The 15,341-nt window shown below is 34.4% G+C and carries 12 protein-coding genes and 1 tRNA gene; 4 read left to right on the top strand and 9 right to left on the bottom strand.

From position 1 onward, the window contains the following. Nucleotides 1-3: 3 nt before the first annotated feature. The 3 genes from DZ60_RS0113035 to DZ60_RS0113025 all read right to left on the bottom strand — a co-directional run bounded on the left by DZ60_RS0113035 (nucleotide 4) and on the right by DZ60_RS0113025 (nucleotide 3,607). A complete protein-coding gene (locus DZ60_RS0113035) occupies nucleotides 4-801 on the bottom strand; it encodes a M57 family metalloprotease (RefSeq protein WP_081740494.1) in 798 nt (265 codons plus the stop codon). A 424-nt stretch (nucleotides 802-1,225) separates the two neighbouring features. Further along, entirely contained in the window at nucleotides 1,226-2,686 is a 1,461-nt protein-coding gene (locus DZ60_RS24300; RefSeq protein ID WP_051477653.1) for a M12 family metallopeptidase, read from the bottom strand. A gap of 165 nt (nucleotides 2,687-2,851) precedes the next feature. Continuing rightward, nucleotides 2,852-3,607 carry a LytR/AlgR family response regulator transcription factor gene (locus tag DZ60_RS0113025; protein ID WP_025742508.1) on the bottom strand — a complete coding sequence of 252 codons (756 nt, stop codon included), beginning with the start codon at nucleotides 3,605-3,607 and terminating at the stop codon, nucleotides 2,852-2,854. Nucleotides 3,608-3,629: 22 nt separating this feature from the next. Here DZ60_RS0113025 and DZ60_RS0113020 point away from each other — a divergent pair, with 22 nt between their 5' ends. Next, nucleotides 3,630-5,531, top strand: a complete 1,902-nt coding sequence (locus DZ60_RS0113020; RefSeq protein ID WP_034229614.1) for a histidine kinase — start codon at nucleotides 3,630-3,632, stop codon at nucleotides 5,529-5,531. A gap of 222 nt (nucleotides 5,532-5,753) precedes the next feature. On the opposite strand, the gene DZ60_RS0113015 is transcribed toward DZ60_RS0113020, so the two are convergent. The 3 genes from DZ60_RS0113015 to mce form a co-directional block, all read right to left on the bottom strand. After that, nucleotides 5,754-6,800 (bottom strand): DUF3667 domain-containing protein, encoded by a 1,047-nt coding sequence (locus DZ60_RS0113015; protein ID WP_025742506.1) that lies wholly within the window; start codon nucleotides 6,798-6,800, stop codon nucleotides 5,754-5,756. Between the two features lie 195 nt (nucleotides 6,801-6,995). Continuing rightward, nucleotides 6,996-7,069 (bottom strand) — tRNA-Ile (locus tag DZ60_RS0113010). A gap of 131 nt (nucleotides 7,070-7,200) precedes the next feature. Beyond that, a complete protein-coding gene (mce, locus tag DZ60_RS0113005) occupies nucleotides 7,201-7,605 on the bottom strand; it encodes a methylmalonyl-CoA epimerase (RefSeq protein ID WP_025742505.1) in 405 nt (134 codons plus the stop codon). A 141-nt stretch (nucleotides 7,606-7,746) separates the two neighbouring features. Between mce and rbfA the strand changes: the two genes are divergently transcribed. Beyond that, a complete protein-coding gene (rbfA, locus tag DZ60_RS0112995; RefSeq protein ID WP_025742504.1) occupies nucleotides 7,747-8,142 on the top strand; it encodes a 30S ribosome-binding factor RbfA in 396 nt (131 codons plus the stop codon). A gap of 137 nt (nucleotides 8,143-8,279) precedes the next feature. Further along, entirely contained in the window at nucleotides 8,280-9,482 is a 1,203-nt protein-coding gene (locus DZ60_RS0112990) for an ABC transporter permease (protein ID WP_025742503.1), read from the top strand. 341 nt (nucleotides 9,483-9,823) lie between these two features. Here the strand turns inward: DZ60_RS0112990 and DZ60_RS0112985 are convergent, their stop codons facing one another. After that, complete coding sequence (locus DZ60_RS0112985) at nucleotides 9,824-10,672, bottom strand: M57 family metalloprotease (RefSeq protein WP_025742502.1); 849 nt, start codon at nucleotides 10,670-10,672, stop codon at nucleotides 9,824-9,826. A gap of 452 nt (nucleotides 10,673-11,124) precedes the next feature. Continuing rightward, a complete protein-coding gene (dusB, locus tag DZ60_RS0112980; protein WP_025742501.1) occupies nucleotides 11,125-12,117 on the bottom strand; it encodes a tRNA dihydrouridine synthase DusB in 993 nt (330 codons plus the stop codon). A 266-nt stretch (nucleotides 12,118-12,383) separates the two neighbouring features. Here dusB and lepA point away from each other — a divergent pair, with 266 nt between their 5' ends. Then, the gene (gene lepA / locus DZ60_RS0112975) at nucleotides 12,384-14,180 is read left to right on the top strand and encodes a translation elongation factor 4 (protein WP_025742500.1); all 1,797 of its coding nucleotides are present in this window, start codon (nucleotides 12,384-12,386) and stop codon (nucleotides 14,178-14,180) included. Between the two features lie 70 nt (nucleotides 14,181-14,250). On the opposite strand, the gene DZ60_RS0112970 is transcribed toward lepA, so the two are convergent. Beyond that, nucleotides 14,251-15,282, bottom strand: a complete 1,032-nt coding sequence (locus tag DZ60_RS0112970; protein WP_025742499.1) for an aldo/keto reductase — start codon at nucleotides 15,280-15,282, stop codon at nucleotides 14,251-14,253. Nucleotides 15,283-15,341 lie beyond the last annotated feature (59 nt).

Raw genomic sequence — 15,341 nt, 5'->3', positions numbered from 1 at the left:
AACTTACACAGTTAATGAGATACTACCATCAAAATTTGAAAACCCGTTCCATAGAGAAAATGCGGTTCCTCCATTCATTACAGAGTTATTATCACCATTAGGTGTTCCAGCAATCAAATTAGCCCCCACGTTACCAGTTCCTTCTCCAAGAGCGACCCAATTGGTGTGTCTAAGACCTATACAATGACCCAGTTCATGCACCATATTGTATCTTTTTGTTCCGGTAGGAACAATCATATTATTCCAAAAATCTAAATTAATTAGTACAGTATGATGAGGTTGATTGTTAGAAGGCCACCCAGCACTTGCTATTGTATTATTGCGTAACGATCCATTATCACTGCGGACTACAATGTCTGCATCAGAATTGGTAGTTAGTACAAAATTAATACAGTTATTTACTGTGCTCCAGTCATTTATTGCTTGATTGATTTCGGTTCTCCAATTATCTGTTCCTGATGTAGGGATAGAACTATCAATGAAAACTGACATTGATGTTACGTTAGACTGAGAGACTAGATTATTAGTACTAGCCTGTTTATCAAAGATCTCATTGTTTTCATAGTCTTTTATGTTTTTTGAAAACATGAGATCTCCTTCAACTAAATAAAAATCATCTAATTCAAGGATTTGTTCTTTTATAAATCCCATTTCTAAAAGTTTATCTAATACGGGATTATCTTTTAACTGTAATTCATTCTCATGTTCCATTTCATTTTCCATGGTACAATTTTGTAGAGAAAATGTGATTACTGCGATAATCACTAATTTAAGCATGATACTAAAAAAATTGAAATTCATAACGTATAGTTTTAAAGTTTGTGTAAATGAAAATTTTTAGCAACCCTTAGGTATACATTATTTTGATGCATGAAATTTGATTTCTAACAAGTGCTAGATAGTATGAGTTCTATTCAATCTATCTTTATTTAAGAAAATTGTAACGACTAAATACATAAAAAATATTTTGTAAAATAAGGTTCTCTTAACTAATCAAAGTATTATGTAATTTTAATGATTGAAAAAGGGGATATGTGGGTTGGACTATTTTATTTTCTCAGTTATTTTTCTAAAAGAAGTTATAGAAATGAACCCTTTTAATGGCATTTATACCTGACTTTAAGAGTGGGAAAGAAGATTTAAAAATATGAACTCTATCTCGAACATAAAAAACCCCAAGAAGATCAAATCTTCTTGGGGCTTATTTTCGAATATCTTTTTTTAATTAATGGTCTTCTGGAGCTGGCCCATCACCATCACCTGGTCCATCGCCTGATCCTCCACAATTTACTACCGATATCACTTCGTAATATTCTGAAGAAGAACCACAATCATTAGTTGCTTTTACAAATATATTAGATGTATAAGGAAATCTTGTATAGGTTCTAAAATGAACTTCGGTTCCTTCTGGGTTCTGATCTACAAAACTATGGCTTCCCCCTCTCCACTCATAATGCACTCCGGCATATTCGGGATTGTTAGCCTGTAAAAGTGCTATCACATTTTGATTTAAACATGGAGAAGATGAGTAGAATGTAATATTGGTAGGGACCCTAGGTTTTCCTATCCAAACATTTTTGCTAACAGTTAGTCCTGCGATTTGGGCTTCAATAAGAGCCTCGCCATTTACAAAGCTATTGGCCGCTTGAATAGTAATACTGGTATTTGATGAAGATAAAATCTGAAGGTTTGAGGATACTGACCAATTTACAGGGCTATTGTTGGTATTTCCATCAAGACTATAAGTTAAAGATGAAGTACTGCATATAGGTGAAGATCCTGATATTTCTAATTTAGAACTAAAACAACCATACATGTCTTCAATCATTTCTAAATCTCCCGCTGAGAGCCCATTTCTTTGTATATTAAATGTGGAGCCATCAAGTCTAGTTATTGTAGGCAAGCCATTACTTGAAAAGAAACCTGATCCATACATCATAATAGAATTAAAATCAAAGTTCCCAGTTTCATATGCAGCGATTCCTGTTTCGGTATATGTTCTGAAATTATTGACTCTGATAGGTATAATATTATCCCAGTTTATAATTATCGAATCATCTCTATCTGCTCTTTGTTGTTCGTGTAATAAACCAAGTGCATGACCTATTTCATGAATAGTATTTCCGGTACTACACCCATCAGCTAAAATTATGAGCTGACGTCCACCAATCATTCCCAAAGAAGAGCCACAACCACCTCCTGGAGAAAATTCAATATAATTGGTTTGATTACTTCTTGGAATAAAATCAATTGAGGGGTAGTTTGTTTCCCAATGTGCAATCGCATTGGTTACCCTATTCTGATTTGGCAAAGAAGCATTTATAGTATAATAAACAGTACAATTGGTCCAGCGATCTGCAATTTGAGATAGACCTGTTCCTTTATTTAATGAGTGTCCTTTTGAAAGTAAATCAACTTGTTTTTCGGTTAAAAGGATATCACCAGACAGAACATATTCATTGTTAATTTTTTCTATTTGAATATCATTTGATTTACCATTACCCATAGAAATAAATTCTCCAACAGCATTTGGATATAACAATTCGGGCATTTCTTGAGTGAAATCTGAAATCAGATTTTCTTCGATTTCATCCTCACTATTTTCTTTTGTACAATTTTGAAGGGAAAACATAAATATAGCTGCCATAACTACCAAGAGAGGCCTTTTAAGTCTTTTAATTTTCATAAGTATAGAGTTTAAATAATTAATGTGAAGTGCCAATAGTAAATTAGCCGACGCTAAGAAAATTAATCTCTTTAACTTAATTTAGAAGAAAAGTATGAGCGTGCTCAAATATCAAATGAGCGTCTCTTATTTTGAAATAGAAAAAAGTATTCTTTAAGAAAATAGCTATGAAAGAATAGCTATTAAATTCGATAAATTAGGTTTATTTCTAGCCGAAATATTTATTTTTTCTTTATTCTTAAGAAGGATAGTTTCTTTTTTATAAATAGATGCTATGTAATCTATATTAATTACTACAGAACGATGTGCCTTAAAGAACCCTTGATCTTTTAATAATTCATAATAGTATTTAAGTATTTTCGAGGCTAAATAAGTTTCACCATTCAATAAATAAAACTTTGTATAATTTCCTTCTGCTGTAAACTTAATAATATCATTTACTCTTACTGAAATATATTCATTACCCGTATGCAATAAAAATTGTGGGTTTTCCCTATTTATAAAAGTTTGAAATAAATCATATTTCTTTTGAGTAAATAAACGTTCTTTTAAATTAGTATATCTTTTTACTGAAGGGATTAACTTTTGATGGTCTATAGGTTTAACGATAAAACTAAATGCAAAATGATCTATTGCTCTTTGTATGAAATGGTCATATGCCGTTATGAAAATGACCTCAAAATTAATATCATTTAGGTAATTAAATATCTCAAACGAAAGTCCATCCTTAAGCTCAATATCCATAAAAACAAGCTCAGGTTTTTCTTTGTTTATGAGCATTACGGACTTTTCTATACTATCTGCGTAACCTTTAATTTCGATATTATTAAAATTTTCATTAAGTATCGAAAATAAATATTCTTGAGCTTGAGAATCATCTTCTATAATAATAGCCTTAATTTTACTACCCTTTATAATCATAAGCCTAAAGTAATTATCATAAATGAAAACAACTATTTTTTTTATATCATTTTTGATGTTAAACCCTCTTTTTTGTCAGAAAAAAAACAGTGTAATTTTTAATCCAGAGAAAAATTATACCCAAGAGTTTGTAGACTCTATTATCAATAATCAGATTAGTTCGACTGCAGAGGAATATAGAAAAATTTTGGAATCTGATAAAAGCATTATTGGCTGGTCTACGTATTACATGAAGAAGGCTTCAGAAAGTTATTATAAGCAGAGTGATTCTACTCAACATTACGCAGATAAAAGTATTCAGCTTTTTAACAAAGCAGAAATTAAAAGACCGATTGATGAGAAAATTTTAATAACTACATACTATTTTAAGAGTGCGGATCAATTGGGTAAAAGAGAATACAAAAAAGCGATAACTAATAGTCAAAAAGCATTAGAATTAACAAATACACATTATTATAAAGGCAGAGCCCATATTCTTAATATTATTGCTGCCTCAAATTCTCATATGGGCAATGATAGCTTAGCTTTAAAATACTTCTTAGAAGTTGCTAAAGACACATTTTTTATGAGCCGCCCTTTAATGGCGATTAATACCTACAACGAATTAGGAGGGCTTTATAGAAATTATAAGAATGATAAGACCCAATCAAAAAAATACTATAAAAAAGCATTGCGTATATCAGATGATAGTAATATTAGCGATCAACTAGATGTAATCTACGGAAATTTAGGAGATATGAGCAGGGACGAAAACAAGGTTGATTCAACTATTTATTATTATAAAAAGTCTATAAAAGCTTTTGAAAAACTTGGCCCCAGTGATTATGCAGTATTGAATGATTTTGTCTTAGTCAACAAGTGCTATGTCAAAATATATGAAGGTTTGGTTAGCGAAGCTATAGACAGTTTAAAAAGTGTAATTTCTAGAACAGAAAAAGTGAAGAATTTTGATCGCAACAATAATGATCTTATGAGTATTGCAATTGAGACTCTTGCTATGGCATATCAAGAAATGGGAGATTCTAGTGAGTATACCCAACTTTTACAAATGTCTACAAGCTTTCAAAATAAGTTTTATAACCAGCAATTAAATGCCAATCTTAATGATTTAGAAATACATTACCAAAGTAAAGAAAAAGACGCTTCGATATTACAATTAGAAAAAAACAAAAAACAGCAGGAAGTGATTATAACTCAGCAAAGATATATTGCTTATGGTTTAGGGGGGTTTCTGCTATTATTCTCTGGATTTGCGTATCTTTTTTGGAGACAAAAGAAATTTAAAAATCAATATGAAAAAGAAAATCTAGAACAACGTCTATTACGTTCACAAATGAATCCTCATTTTGTATCTAATGCCTTAAACTCTATTTGTGGTTTAGTTAAAAACAATTCAACTCAAACTATTGAGTATATTAATAATTTGGGAGCTTTGTTTCGGCTTACTTTAACAAACTCTAGAGAAGAATTTGTAAGTCTAGAGGACGAACTAATTGCATTAAGAAGTTATCTAGAGTTACAATCAAAATTTTCTGTTGAATTCAAATTTAGTATTGAAGTCGAAAGCAATATAGATCAAGAAGAAGTACTAATACCTCCGATGCTTATACAACCTTTTGTTGAAAATGCTATTTTACATGGTTTTAAATACAGAAATGAAAATGCAGAAATTAGTATTAAAATATCTAAACATTTAAAAAGCGGTTTAGTGTTTTGCGAGATTATTGATAACGGTATCGGTTACTCAAAAGGTTTGAGTTTACATTCAAAAAAAAATCCTAAATCCGTTTCTGGAGATATTGTAAATGAAAGACTAAATATACTTAAAAAGAAGTTTAAAGTTGAGGCTAAGTATACTATCCAAGAGATTAGAGGTAAGGGAACTTGTATAGAAATCTATATTCCATACTTATTAGATAAATAAAACTCCAGAGAAGTACCAGCTAGAATTCATATCACTGTACATTCTGCATGTAATACTGTCTGCACAACCGAATTAATCGTGTTCTGAAAGTCTTTCGAAGGATATGTATTGTATGTCTTTCTGTTTGTAGGGGCATCAAGCCATTCACTATGATCCATTTCTAGAAAAGAAATGCGTAAAACTATGCGTAATACGTAAGAGAGGAATAATGGCTATAATTTTTTAATACAACATAAAAGAAACAAAAATTACTCCAACCATAGCTAGGGGTAGAACGATTAGCATATAAATAAAGGATATAAAATTAGCTTTAAAAAATGCTGACAACCAATGACTTTGGTAAAAAGTGCGTAAGGCAAGTGTTAAATAAATAATGAAAGACAAAAAGACGAGTACCTCAAACCAAATGGGAAGGTCTACAAATGTATTTGCCAAAATTAGGATACAAAAAGTAGTAAATAAGAAGGTGAAAAAATAAAAGCTAAATACCAAATGATGAGCAAACATTTTTCGAGTCCCGTAAAACAACTTCAATAATAAAGCAAATAAAGGAAGCATAAAAAACATAGTAATTGGAATGGTATCATAAAGTGTATTAATAATGCCTCCGCCCTTTTGTTCGTATACCTTCAATAGTTGTACATAGATCTTTGTAATAAAAACACTTGCATCTTCTTTCTTACCCATGGCCCTTAGTTTTTGGGCTTGCGAAGCTCCATTTATAATCAAAGAGTCTAATACTTTTGTTTGAAGACGTAAAGAGGTTGCTGGTATTTTTTGCGTGCTTGTGATGACTGAGTCAATGGTGCTAATTTCTTCATCAGACATTCTGCTGTGCACTTGGCTTTTCTTTAGTGCCTTTTTAACGGTTTCTACCCCTACAGAGTCTATTTGAGGTAATGAGCCCAAAGACATCTCTTTGTTAAGACTTTGTTTTAGAGCGTTAGATACTGCATTATCTGCCTTTCTCACGGTAAAAGAGAAAATGAAAAAAAAGACCACAGAAATGAAAAGGTAAAATTGTGCGGGATGTAAGTACAATAGTCGTTTTCCGTCCACAAAACGTTTGGCTAGTATCCCAGGTTTTATCATTAGAGGGATAAAACTTTTAAAAAAACGAGCATCGATACAAAAGTAATTGCTAATTGTGTTTCTAAATAGCACACCAAAGGTAAGGTTATCTGCAGTTTCTTGTCCGCAATGAGGGCAATAGTCAAAGGAAACATCAAAAGACTCCTCACAGTTTTTGCATTGATCAGTACTTGCCATAAATATGGTATTATTAAAATTATAAAAAATCTTAAACCAAAAGGTTTGAATTTCTCCCGATGCCAAAATTTATAAATAAAAAACCTGTCAACACTAATTATTTACGTACCCCTTCAGTATAATTTTCTAAAAAAAATATACAAACTATTTAAAAATAAACAAGCCTCACATCTCTGTAAGGCTTGTATTTGAAGGTGGTCCCACATGGGCTCGAACCATGGACCCCCTGATTATGAGTCAGGTGCTCTAACCAGCTGAGCTATAGGACCGCAAACGGACGGCAAATTTAAGTAATTGAAGTAAAGACGCCAAACTTTTTTCTACTATTTTATTGCAAAGATTTTTATTGTCCTAATGAACCGTTTTATGCCGTGCTCCTAATCAATTACTTGCTTGGAGATTAGGAGTTAATTTCTTGACATAATTCTATTAATACACCATTTGTACTTTTGGGATGTATAAAAGCAACCAGTTTGTTATCGGCTCCTTTTTTTGGCGTTTTATTAATTAATTGAAACCCTTCTTTTTCTAATCGTGCTAGTTCTTGCTCGATGTTATCAACATCAAATGCGATATGATGAATACCTTCTCCTTTTTTGGCAATAAACTTGCCAATAGGTCCATCTTCTTGTGTGCTTGCCAGTAGTTCTATTTTATTCTCTCCAACAGCAAAAAAAGAGGTGATTACTGATTCACTTTCTACAATTTCTTGTTTATAAGGAGGGACTCCTAATAGTTTTTCATACAAGGAATTTGCCTTGTCAATATCGTTGACTGCAATGCCAAGATGTTCTATTTTATTGATATGTTTCATAATCTATACGTACTAATATGTATCACAGTAAATTTACAATTAATATGATCAGTATATTCTAGAAAAGATACACATCTTTGTTCTAGAAGCTGGGTAGCATAATTATCCTTATTAATTATGTATTTTTGCACCATGGAAGAAACAAACAGACAGAAAAAAATTGCAGGAGTATTGCAGCGCGATGTTGCCGATGTAATACAAAATGCATTACGTGAAGCAGGAGTACAGGGGATTTTGGTTTCTGTAACTAAGGTAACAGTGACAACGGATCTCTCTATTGCCAAGGTGTACATGAGTGTTTTTCCGCATCAGGAAGGAGAAAATGTGCTTAAAGAAGTAAATGCAGTAAAGTCACAAATCAAACATCAGGTAGCACAGCGCACCAAAAATCAATTAAGACGGACACCAGAGATGGCCTATTTTATTGATGATTCTTTAGAGTACATTTCTAATATAGAAGAAGCGGTAAAGGGTAAAGAAAACCCAATAGCAAATCCAGACCTTCTAGAGAAACGAAAAAAGAAATAAACTTTTATTGATGAGACAGGATATTAAGAAAGAAACGCTGTTAGAAATGATATTTTAGTTTCCTAATTATTCACTTATCTTTAAAGCATTAAAGCAAAATATACTATTTATTTATACAAAAGGAGTATTACAAAGATTTGAATTTTTCATTACACATCGCTAAGCGGTATTTGTTTTCTCCCGGGAGTAGTAATGCCATTAATATAATTACAGGGATAGCAGCTTCTGGTGTTGTCATAGGGGCCATGGCTTTATTTCTTGTATTGTCTGGCTTTGCCGGACTCAAAGATTTTAGTCTCCAGTTTTCTACTTATTTTGATCCTGATCTTAAAATCTTTCCCGTTAGCGGAAAAACGTTTACCTGCACCCCATCTCAAAAAGACAAATTACAACAGTTAGAAGGGATTGCCCATTTTTCTGAAATTGTCGAAGAACGTGTTTTACTAAAATTTAAGGACAAACAAAAAATGTCTTTTATTAAAGGAGTTGATGCCCAATATCCCATGGTAGTGGCGACAGATAGTATTCTGGTTTTTGGAGATTGGTTAACATCTAATGACTTTCAGGTAGTGGCAGGTAATGGGATTAGTAGAGAGTTAAGTATGGGCGTTGAACAGACGTATACCAATTTATTAAGTATATATGTGCCAAAGCCGGGAACAGGAATTCCCAGTGATCCTACAAAAGCATTTCGTTCAGAAAAAGCAGTGAATATAGGCATTTATAGTGTTAATGAAGAGCTCGATAAGAAGTACATTTTTTCTACCATTGGTTTGGCCCGAAAGTTATTAGAGCTACCAGAAGACAGAGTAACGAATATTGAGATTAAACTGACACCACAAGCCAACGAATCCCAGTTAATAGATGCGCTACAGACTATATTTAACAATGAGGTGATTGTAAAAAACAGAGTACAGCTTAATGATACATTATACAAGATGCTCAATACCGAAAACTTAGTATCTTATCTGGTTATTACACTCATTGCTATCATTGCCTTGTTTAATGTAGCAGGTGCAATTATTATGATGATTATAGATAAAAAAAATAATATCAAAACACTATATAATATAGGGTCAACACTTCCTGCAATTAGAAAAATATTTTTGTTTCAAGGGTCGTTAATGACCATTTTAGGAACACTATTAGGACTCATATTAGGACTTATTTTGATTATCTGTCAGCAGCAATTTGGGTTACTAATGATCACCCCATCCTTACCATATCCTACTCGGATCACAGGTACAAGTTTTATAGTTGTGTTTTTTACAATTACTATTATAGGGTTTGTAGCCTCTTTACTGGCTTCGAGTAGAATTAACAAGCGATTACTAGCCTAAATTATACGTATAGCAGTTTCCTGGATATTATAAGAAAAGGTAGGGCGTGTCTTCCATTATATTACAGACCGGGCTCTCCGTTATATCTTTTTTATGGGTCTCTTTAGTGTATCGAGCAAAAAATAATAAATGTGCCAAGTGACCCATAAAAAAGGATGTCACTGCGATCCCTCACGCAAAAAATAATTGCGTCTTCGATCGGATATTTTTTAATTAGATTGGTGTTATTTTATGCTGTCAATCTGGGCTTGATAAAGTTTTTGATAGATTGATTTTTATAGTGATTTATACAAGCTCAGATTGACAAATTAAGACTTCAATGATCTTTGGTGATCCCTGCGTTAGTATAAAATATTCAAGGCATCAATATCTGAGGAGGTAAATTCACCATCCTCACTCGCACCAAAGCATGCGAGCATAATAGAATCTTCGTAAGGGGACCATGGTGTACCAGGGATCCATATTGCTGCTGGGCTTACAGATGGTTCGGCAGGAAGAGGTCCTGTATATCCACAACTCCAGCGGTTAAACCAATCTTGGTGTCTAAAACCGATACTATGTCCAATTTCATGTCCCATTACATGCTCGACCACATTGGTATTATAGGCGTCCAGACCAGAAAAAATGCGAATGTACCTATTCGGTTTACCATCAGAGGTCGGGAACCCTGCCGATCCGCCCGCAGCACCATTTAGTTTATAGATCACCATATCTGCCTGTGATTGATCGGTACCAAAAGTTAAGGTAAAATTAAGAGTATTAGGCAGCGCATTGTAGTTATTTACTGCCCATGATAAGGCTGTCTGCATTTTGCTAGTTAGATCATATCCTGCACCTGTCCAACCCAAAACACGGATATTTCTGTAGGCGGGTGCTACAATATAATCGGATTGATATTGTTTGTTATTTCCATCAAGAGATGTTAATTCTGCATATTTTTTTAGGTCATTGATTGGTATAGTAATATCGCCAGATACTAGGTGTTTTTCCTTCGACCCATCTGGTAATTCGATATCCTCGATGGTTACATTATCGGTATTAACTCCCATATTCGACAGTTTCTCAAGTTGTGACTTGCTGGGTTGTTGTGCTACTTCTTCTACTGTAGTGTCAGAAATGTCTTCTTTTTGGCAGGAAGTGAGATAGCCTGCTACAATGGCGCAAAGCGCCCATAGTTTTAAATTTTTCATTTGGTTGTGATTTTTAAGAATATAACATTCAGTTAGTAATACCCTAAGACTATATATCGCACGAATCTTTATTGCAAAACAAGATCTTCTAATGTTTTGAGTCCATTGAGATCGATGGTCTTTGGGATGCAATACAAGTTTGGGATAGAATACCTGTTTACTGCAGGTAATTTTGATTGTGTTTATATCATGTACCGCCGCGGTATGCTTGACTTGATATATTGACTCAAATATAGGGTAAAGATTGATTGTCAAAATTGAATTTGACTAATTTTGGAATCGTGTATAATTATAAACAACTGATATACAGTATATTAAATATGTTTTTAAGGGGAGATATCTCCTCAAAAAAATAGGTAAAAGGCCTTACAGGGCAACTGTTAAATGCCCCTTCGATTTTTGGTGATTTACCTTAGCATGTCTATGGTATCGGAGAAAACTATTCTTAGTTTTTAAACAAACTCAAAACCAGAAAATGTATCAAGTACTTCATCAAAAGCTGCAAAAACATCTGCAGAATCATCACTGGTTACCATTTTCATTCGGTATTCTTTAAAATGCGGAATCCCTTTAAAATAGTTAGTGTAATGCCTTCGGGTTTCAAAAACGCCTAATTTTTCACCTTTCCAATCAATCGCCATTTCTAGATGTCTTCTAGCAGCGGTTACACGTTCTTCTATAGTTGGTGGCGCCAGATGTGTTCCGGTTTCAAAAAAATGTTTTACTTCTTTAAAAAACCAGGGGTATCCGATACTGGCACGACCAATCATGGCGCCATCAAGTCCATAGGTATCGCGCATTTCTACGGCTCTTTCTGGAGTATCGACATCGCCATTACCAAAAACGGGGATGTGCATTCTGGGGTTATTCTTTACTTCTGCAATAGGACGCCAATCGGCATTTCCTTTGTACATTTGTGCTCTGGTACGACCATGTATGGCAATTGCTTTGGTGCCTACATCTTGCAATCTCTCTGCAACCTCTACGATGCGTATAGAGTCATGATCCCATCCCAATCGAGTTTTGACAGTTACGGGCAATTTGGTATGCTCGACCATAGCTTTGGTTAATGAAACCATTAGATCGATATCTTTTAATATCCCTGCACCAGCACCTTTGCTCACTACTTTTTTTACGGGACAACCAAAATTAATATCAATGATATCGGGTTTTGATGCTTCAACAATCTCAACAGATTTGAGCATTGAGTCTAGATTGGCTCCAAAAATTTGAATCCCTACAGGACGTTCCTTTTCGTAGATATCTAGTTTCATAACGCTTTTTGCAGCATCACGAATCAATCCTTCACTAGAGATAAATTCTGTGTATACTACATCTGCTCCCTGCTCTTTGCATAATGCACGAAAAGGGGGGTCACTTACATCTTCCATCGGTGCTAATAACAACGGAAATTCTCCTACATCTATGTCTCCTATTTTTGCCACGTCAATTATTTTTTGAGCAAAAATACGAATTCTCTATAGACTCATTGAGTTTTATAAATGATATAGGTTTAAATAATAGGATAGTTACGGTACAAAGCATCTAAAATAAATTATATTTGCAAGTCATTACTGCATGGTGGTTTTGCGTGAGGGATTGTCGTAGAAACCCCGCAGCCTGACGAAAGGAAGAGCGAGGCGTTGTAACAGAAAGCCCGGCCTGTAATGTAATGAAGGGGCACGCCCTCAAGCTTAATTGAAGAAACAGCATGAAGAAAATTAGAAATTTTTGCATTATTGCACATATTGATCACGGTAAGAGTACGCTGGCGGATCGACTTTTGGATTTTACAGGATCGGTAACTGCTCGTGAGGCACAAGCACAATTACTGGATAGTATGGATCTGGAACGAGAACGTGGGATTACTATAAAGAGTCACGCGATCCAGATGGAGTATACTTATAAGGGAGAGGAATATATACTTAATCTTATTGATACTCCGGGGCATGTTGATTTTTCTTACGAAGTGTCACGATCTATTGCTGCCTGCGAAGGAGCTTTGCTAGTGGTTGATGCTGCACAAAGTATACAGGCACAGACGATTTCTAATTTATATCTGGCCTTAGAAAATGACCTAGAAATTATACCAGTGCTTAATAAAGTAGATTTGCCCAGTGCGAATCCCGAAGAAGTAACAGATGATATTGTGGATCTTTTGGGATGTGATGCAGAAGAGGTAATTCCTGCAAGTGCAAAAACAGGTATCGGAATTGAAGAAATTCTGGCAGCAGTAATTGACAGGATTCCACCACCAGAAGGAAACCTGGATGAACCCCTGCAAGCATTGATTTTTGATTCGGTATACAACTCATTTAGAGGAGTAGAAACCTATTTTAAAGTGGTTAATGGCGAAATCAAAAAAGGACAGCAAATTAAGTTTGTTGCTACAGGAAAAACATATTTTGCCGATGAGGTAGGAACCTTAAAACTAAATCAAGTACCCAAACAGACTATAAAAACAGGAGATGTAGGGTATCTGATTACAGGTATTAAAGATGCCAGAGAGGTAAAAGTAGGAGATACTATTACAGATGCAAAAAAGCCAACCCAGAATGCGATTGAAGGTTTTGAAGATGTAAAGCCTATGGTATTTGCAGGGATTTATCCTGTAGATACCGAGGACTATGAGGAGCTGCGTTCATCTATGGAAAAACTACAACTTAATGATGCTTCTCTGATATTTGTGCCAGAGAGCTCCGCGGCTTTAGGTTTTGGTTTTCGTTGTGGTTTCTTAGGGATGCTGCATATGGAAATCATTCAGGAGCGATTAGAACGAGAGTTTAATATGACCGTTATTACTACTGTTCCTAACGTGTCCTATCATGCGTTTACCAATAAAGATCCTGATGATATTATTATTGTTAATAATCCTTCTGATTTGCCGGATCCATCGTCTATGAATCGTGTAGAAGAGCCATATATCAAAGCAACCATTATAACCAAATCTGATTTTGTGGGATCGGTAATGTCTCTATGTATAGAAAAACGTGGTGAAATTACAAATCAAACATATCTGACTACAGAACGAGTAGAATTGACTTTTGATATGCCGTTGGCAGAGATAGTTTTTGATTTTTATGACCGATTAAAGACTGTATCCAAAGGATATGCATCTTTTGACTATGCACCTATTGGGATGCGCTCTTCTAAGCTTGTAAAAGTAGATATTCTCCTTAACGGAAATATAGTGGATGCGCTTTCTGCATTATTACATAAAGATAATGCATATGATATAGGAAAGAAAATTTGCGAAAAATTGAAAGAATTGATTCCGAGGCAACAATTTGATATCCCAATTCAGGCAGCAATTGGGGCTAAATTTATAGCTCGTGAAACGGTAAAAGCGCTACGTAAAGATGTGACTGCCAAGTGTTATGGTGGTGATATCTCGCGTAAACGTAAGCTGTTAGAAAAGCAAAAGAAAGGAAAGAAGCGTATGCGTCAGGTAGGGAATGTAGAGATTCCGCAAGAAGCTTTTATGGCTGTTTTGAAGCTGAATGATTAAAATAGAGGTTTTGAAATAAGACCTTTCAGGCTTCTAAAACCTGAAAGGTCTGGAATAACTTTAATTCTTTTTATGGCGCAGGATTAGGAATTGCTGCATGGACTTCGTTAATTTCTTTGATAATCTCCTCAGAAAGAACAACATCAATACTCCCAATGTTTTCACTTAATTGTTCAATGCTTGTAGCCCCAATAATAGAACTAGTGACAAATGGTTGTTGGTTGATAAATGCCAGGGATAATTGCGTTAGGCTAATACCGTGTTTTTTTGCAATGTCATTATAGCGTCGTGTCGCTTTGTAACAATTCTCATTCATATATCGATTATAATTAGGAAAGAGATCTACACGAGAATTTTTCGGTATTTCTTCGAGGTATTTACCAGTTAGCATTCCGAATCCTAACGGAGAATAAGGCAGATGCCCTATTTGTTCTCTGTGCATGATTTCAGTAAGTCCTATTTCATCCTTTCTGTTGAGTAAACTATAAGGGTTCTGAACCGTAATCATTTTTGGCGCGCCTTTTTTAGATTCTTCTGTATATCGCATAACACCATAGGCTGTTTCATTTGATACCCCAATGTGTTTTATTTTACCTGCTTTTATAAAACTCTGTAAATGGTGTAAAATCTCTGCAAAATTGTCTTGCCAAGCATCATTAGGGTCATGAGTATACCCTAATTGCCCAAAATAATTTGTTTGGCGTTCTGGCCAGTGCAATTGGTATAAATCAATATAATCGGTCTGTAACCTTTGCAAACTTTTGTGAATAGCATCTTCGATTTCATTTTTTGTAAATCCAATATTTCTAATATGCTTAGAGAATTCTGCGGGTCCTACAATTTTTGAAGCAATGACAACCTGATCTCTTTTTCCAGTCTTTTTGAGCCAGGTACCAATAATTTTTTCGGTATCTCCATGTGTTTCTTTTTTGGTAGGTACAGGGTATAACTCTGCGGTATCAATAAAATTGACTCCAGCATTGATGGCATAGTCTATCTGTTCATGACCTTCTGCTTCGGGATTCTGTTGTCCCCAAGTCATACTGCCCAGACATATTTTACTTACGCGTATGTCAGTATTTGGTAGTGTCGTGTACTTCATCTTTTTAAGCTATTTTTTATTAGCGTATATCGTTTTGTGTATGAGTAGTTCCCAGAAAA

It is taken from the genome of Aquimarina pacifica (assembly GCF_000520955.1).
Taxonomy (GTDB): domain Bacteria; phylum Bacteroidota; class Bacteroidia; order Flavobacteriales; family Flavobacteriaceae; genus Aquimarina; species Aquimarina pacifica.
This window is presented reverse-complemented; position numbering and strand designations above follow the sequence as displayed.